Annotated in this window: 3 protein-coding genes; 2 read left to right on the forward strand and 1 reads right to left on the reverse strand. The window is 71.0% G+C overall.

From position 1 onward, the window contains the following. Positions 1–938: 938 nt before the first annotated feature. Both ACFC1F_RS42635 and ACFC1F_RS42640 read left to right on the forward strand, forming a co-directional pair. Positions 939–2114, forward strand: coding sequence for a methyltransferase domain-containing protein (locus ACFC1F_RS42635; protein ID WP_376167129.1), 1176 nt, complete (start codon positions 939–941; stop codon positions 2112–2114). A 257-nt stretch (positions 2115–2371) separates the two neighbouring features. Further along, the gene (locus ACFC1F_RS42640; protein ID WP_307853545.1) at positions 2372–3352 is read left to right on the forward strand and encodes an endonuclease/exonuclease/phosphatase family protein; all 981 of its coding nucleotides are present in this window, start codon (positions 2372–2374) and stop codon (positions 3350–3352) included. 60 nt (positions 3353–3412) lie between these two features. Here ACFC1F_RS42640 and ACFC1F_RS42645 read toward each other — a convergent pair whose 3' ends face one another. Then, a complete protein-coding gene (locus ACFC1F_RS42645; RefSeq protein ID WP_209417426.1) occupies positions 3413–3967 on the reverse strand; it encodes a hypothetical protein in 555 nt (184 codons plus the stop codon). Positions 3968–4799 lie beyond the last annotated feature (832 nt).

The raw sequence follows: 4799 nt of genomic DNA on the forward strand, positions 1-4799 counted from the left end.
GCCCATGTCTTGTCCGTTCCGGCCGGTCAGAGCCCTCAACCGGGCCCAGACCAGCCTTCCAGATCACGGACTTACACGAACTTTCTGACACGCTCCAGCGGTGGGCCCCGGCTCTGTGTGCACGAGTACCGCCGCCGCAGCTGTAGTCAGGTGCTGTCATTGCCGGGCGGCTTCGAAGCCGGCGACGGCTGGCCCCGTTCGGGGCCTTGGCCGGCGTGGCCGCTACAGGGCGCATCCTTCTCTGCCTGGCCGGAGGACTCGGCACGCGGCGTGGCCGGAGTGGACGAGCGCGGACCGCCGCGGTGCGGTGGCGGGCCGCAGGGGTGCGAGTCGGCGGCAGCTGGACGGTCGGGCGCCTCAGCGCTTCGCGGTGTCCTGAGAGGCGAGCGCGCAGGGAGCAGCCCACAGGGGGACAACTCGCACCGGGGCAGCGGCGCCGCGGGTCTCAGCGGTACAGCCGGGGTCGGTGGTCGGCCGGATCGTCCTTGGAAGGGTGGCGATGGTGTGCGTCGAGGTCATGCCCGGCAACCTATCGGCCGCTACCGACAAGACCCCGGGCCGCCGCAGGGTGCTGCAGCCGGTGTCAGAGGGAACTGGTCAGCACGGACCCTCGGTTGCTGCGATCCGGCGGCGGCGGCGGCGAGCGCGAGCCGGTCGAGGAGCCGGACCGCCTCGGAGGTGTGCACAACACCGGGGCCGCCAGCATTTCCAGGGGGCGCGCGTGGTGCAATCGGAGCCCCTGGCGCGCTGCTGCGCCCCCTACCGGAGGCGCGTGGCGGCGGTCAGGATGGCCGGGTTGTCATCCTGTGCACGAAGGAGGGAACTCTGATGGGGAATCACGAGAAGCCGCCGCCGGACCCGGGTAAGGGGAACCCGCCGCCGGGGAACTCGGACGGGCAGGTCCCGCCCCCTCCGCCGAGCGACGGGAAGCACAAGAAGTGACCCCGCCGCTCCCCGGCCCGGCCCCGTTGCGGGCGCGCCTGGACGAGGCGATGGCCGGGCGCGGGGCCTGGCCCGAGCGTTCGCCGTGGCTGCGTGAGGCGGTGGCGGCGCTGCCGCGCGACCTGTTCGCGCCGGACCGGCTGTGGCGGTGGGACGGGCACGCCTACGCGCCGGTGGACCGCCACGGTGATCCGGACGGCTGGGCACGGGAGCTGTTCGGCGGGCAGGACGCGGCCGCGGTCACCCAGGTGACCGCGGGGTTCCCGTCGTCGAGCCTGTCCGCGCAGGGCGTGGTGGTGGACATGCTCGACAGCCTGCTGCTGGAGCCCGGGCACCGGGTGTGGGACATCGGCACGGGCCAGGGTTGGAACGCGGCGCTGGCGGCGTGGCGGGCCGGCCCGGGCCGGGTGGTGTCCACCGAGGTGGACGAAGGGCTCGCCGCGTTCGCGCGCGGGCGCCTGGCCGCGGCCGGCCTGCGGGTGGAGGTCGTCGTGGCGGACGCAACCGTCACGGTGCCCGACGAGCCGGTGGACCGGCTGATCGCCACCTACGCGGTCGAGCGGGTGCCGTGGGCTTGGGTCGCGGCCGTCCGGCCGGGCGGGCGACTCGTCGTCCCCTGGGGCCGGCTCGGGCACGTCGCCCTGGACGTCGCCGACGACGGGCGCAGCGCGACGGGCTGGATGCAGGGCCTCGCGCAGTTCATGGCCGACCGCACGACCGGCCCGGTCCCGGCGGCGGGTCACGCCGGGTACGCCGCCGTGCGCGGCACCGACGTTGCGGAGGCGCAGCACGTGGTCGAACGGGACCTCGCCCCGCTGGCCGTGGACTGGGACCTGCGGTTCGCGCTGCGCGTCGCCGTACCGGACGCCGTGGTCGTCACCGGCATCGACGAGGACGGCGTGTCGGCGTGGGTGCACGACGGCGACCGGTCCTGGGCGGCGTTGTCGGCCCGGGGCGACGGCACCGCGACGATGTACCAGGGCGGGCCGCGACAGGTCGGTGACGAGCTGATGACCGCCTGGGCGCAGTGGGAGGGACTGGGCCGGCCGAGCCCGTACGACTACGGGATGACGGTCCGCCCGGACGGCCAGTTCGTGTGGCTGTCCGACCCGGTGGACGGGCCGCGCTGGGCGTCGGCCGGGGCCGTAGCGGCCGGCGGGTCGACTCATTGACAACGCTGCCGGCACCGGCAGTTTCCGGACGATCTCGCGGGACGAGACAGATGGATCAACGGTCCGCCAGTGGCACGACGTGGTCGACGTCCAGCTGGGCCGGGTCGGGCGTGACGAGTGTAGGACCAGGCGGTTACCCCTACACACGGGTGAACGGCCGAGGCACTGTCGGGCGAGTCCCCATGAATCAGGACACGGCCGAAGGATAAGGAGTGGGAGGGCGGCGAGGACGCCGGCCAACGACGACGGGAGCAACCGTGGGCGCGATCATTGGGACCTGGAACCTGGAGAACTTCTGCCGGCCGCTGCCGCCCGGCAGCCCGCCCGACCCCAACAGGTGCGCCGCCAAGGACCAGGCGACGTACGAGGCCAAGGTCGAAGCCCTGGCCGGCGTCATCACCGAGATCGCTCCGGACCTGCTCGGGGTGCAGGAGGTGGGCAGCCAGGAGGCGCTCGACGACCTCGTGGCCAAACTGCCGGGCACCTGGCACACCGCCCTGTCGGACCACGCGGACCCTCGCGGCATCCGGGTGGGCGTCATCAGTCGCTTCCCGCTGCTCGACGTCCAGCAGCGCAAGGACTTCCCGACCGGTCTCCACCCTGTCCAGGTCGAGGACGACGGCATCCCGGGCAGCCCGACCAGCGAGATGGGGCGCGGTGGCCTGGCGGTACGGGTGGAACCGAGCCCCGGCCAGAGCCTTCACGTGGCCGTCTGCCACCTCAAGTCGAAGCTGCTGACCTTCCCGAACAAGCAGCACAGCACCGACGACGAGCGTCTGCGTGCCCGCTACGAGGCCTATGCCCTGTTCCGTCGCACTGCCGAGGCCGTCACCATGCGCGCCCTTGCCGACGACCTGCTCCAGGGCGACGGCCGGACCCACGACGTCATCGTGCTGGGTGACTTCAACGATGAGTGGCAGGCCGCCACCACCCAGATCCTGTACGGCCCGCCCGGCTCCCAGATGGGTACCGGCGGCTTCGATCACCCCGACCCGGGCGACGCCGAGCGGCTGTGGAACCTGGCTCCGAAGATCCTGGAACAGGGCGGCTCCTCGCGCACCTTCGAGGGCCAGCAGGAGCTCATCGACCACATCATGATCAGCCACGCGCTGCTGGCCAAATTCCAGGAGGTCTCCGCCGGTATCGACAAGCTGCCGAGTGTGGTGGAGGCCCAGCCGGCCGCGCCGCACGACAAGCCGTCGGACCACTCGCCCGTAGTGGCGAAGTTCGACCTCTAGGAGCACCAGGGGCCGGCGCAGTGGTTACTGCGTCGGCCCCTGTGGCCCGGTGCTCCTTGGTCAGTCGCGCGTTGTGCCGCGTTCCTCGGCCGAGGCCTCCAGACCGTATCGAGCCACGTGCTCGGCGTTGCTCAGGTCGATCGTCCGGATGCCTGCGGCGGCCAGTCGCTCGTTGATCTCGTCAAGGTGCTGCTGCACGAGTCGCCTCTCCGCGTCGGTGATGCGGCCCTTGTGCGGCTTTCCGGCGTGGTCAAGGCTGGCGTAGTTGACCCGTTCCTTGCTCCTGACCGGCGCCGAGGCCTGGCTGGAGACTGTCCGCGCCACCCGCTTGGCGTCGCGCAGCACCTCGGGCATCGGCGTGGCAGAGGCCAACCGGTTGAACGCCTCGGCCTCCAGGACGACTGTCTCCGGCTCGGCGTTCGGATAGTGCAGCTCGATCGTGACCAGGTCGGGTGCCAGGTCTTCCACCGCAGTCAGCTCGTCCGCCAGCGCCTCGATCTCAACCGGGCCGTCTGCCAGGTCCGGGTGCTGGTGCACCACGATGCGCACCAGGTCGGCGTCGTTCTCGACGTGCTTGCCGGTCAGGTCCGAGAACCGAATGATCTTCTGGCCCATGTCCACCTCTCGTAACTGCTGTGATCAGCCGAGAGCCTACGCCCGGAAGGATCAATACCGACGCGACGTCAGGACCTGCAGCGCCACGGCCGGCTGTCTCGACGCTCACGAAACCAGGCACGCTCGGTAGCTCTCATACATCGACACGATGCCAAGCCTGGCGAAGAGGTCATCGGTCAGGGCGAGTGCCGAGTTCCAGGCCTGCAGTGTGGCGCCACACTGCAGGCATCGGTCTGGCATGAACGGGTGACCACCGCCGGTAAAGGTGGTGAGCGAAAGGCATCGACCCATGCCTGGCACTGTGGGCGGCGATGCCACGTTCGCACAGTAGGCGTCGAATGAAGCGGTGGTCGTAGGCTTCGTTCGCGTGCAGTTCGGCCGACTTCCGGCGCCGTGGCCCGCGGCAGGAGCGGATGGGCGAGATCGACGCCAGGAGCGGTTCGAGGGCCTGGCTGTTGTGGAGGTTCGCTCCGGAGATGCCGACCGCCCTGGAGAGCGCGGATGCTCACCGAGTCGATCATCGCTCGCGACCAGTTGAGATGGCCAGCGGCTCCGAGATCGTCCAGGACGATGCGGTAGAGCCTGGCCCAGACCCGTGCGGCGGTCCATCGATGAAGCGCCGGTGGCCGTTCCGCCGGCGCCGGACTGACCCGACGTTCGGTGCCGCTGCACCGTGCGGGAGTTGGGGGACAGACCTGCGGGGCAGGGGCGGAGCAATTTGTTTCGGGCGTGAAACGGGAGTACTGTCGCCCAGTCGCTCGGCAGGGAGCACCGGACACGCATCGGCGCGGACGGTCCCGGAGCGGCCAATCCCTGGAAACACCACTTCCCG

Origin of the sequence: Kitasatospora sp. NPDC056181 (assembly GCF_042266225.1) — a bacterium.
Classification (GTDB): domain Bacteria; phylum Actinomycetota; class Actinomycetes; order Streptomycetales; family Streptomycetaceae; genus Kitasatospora.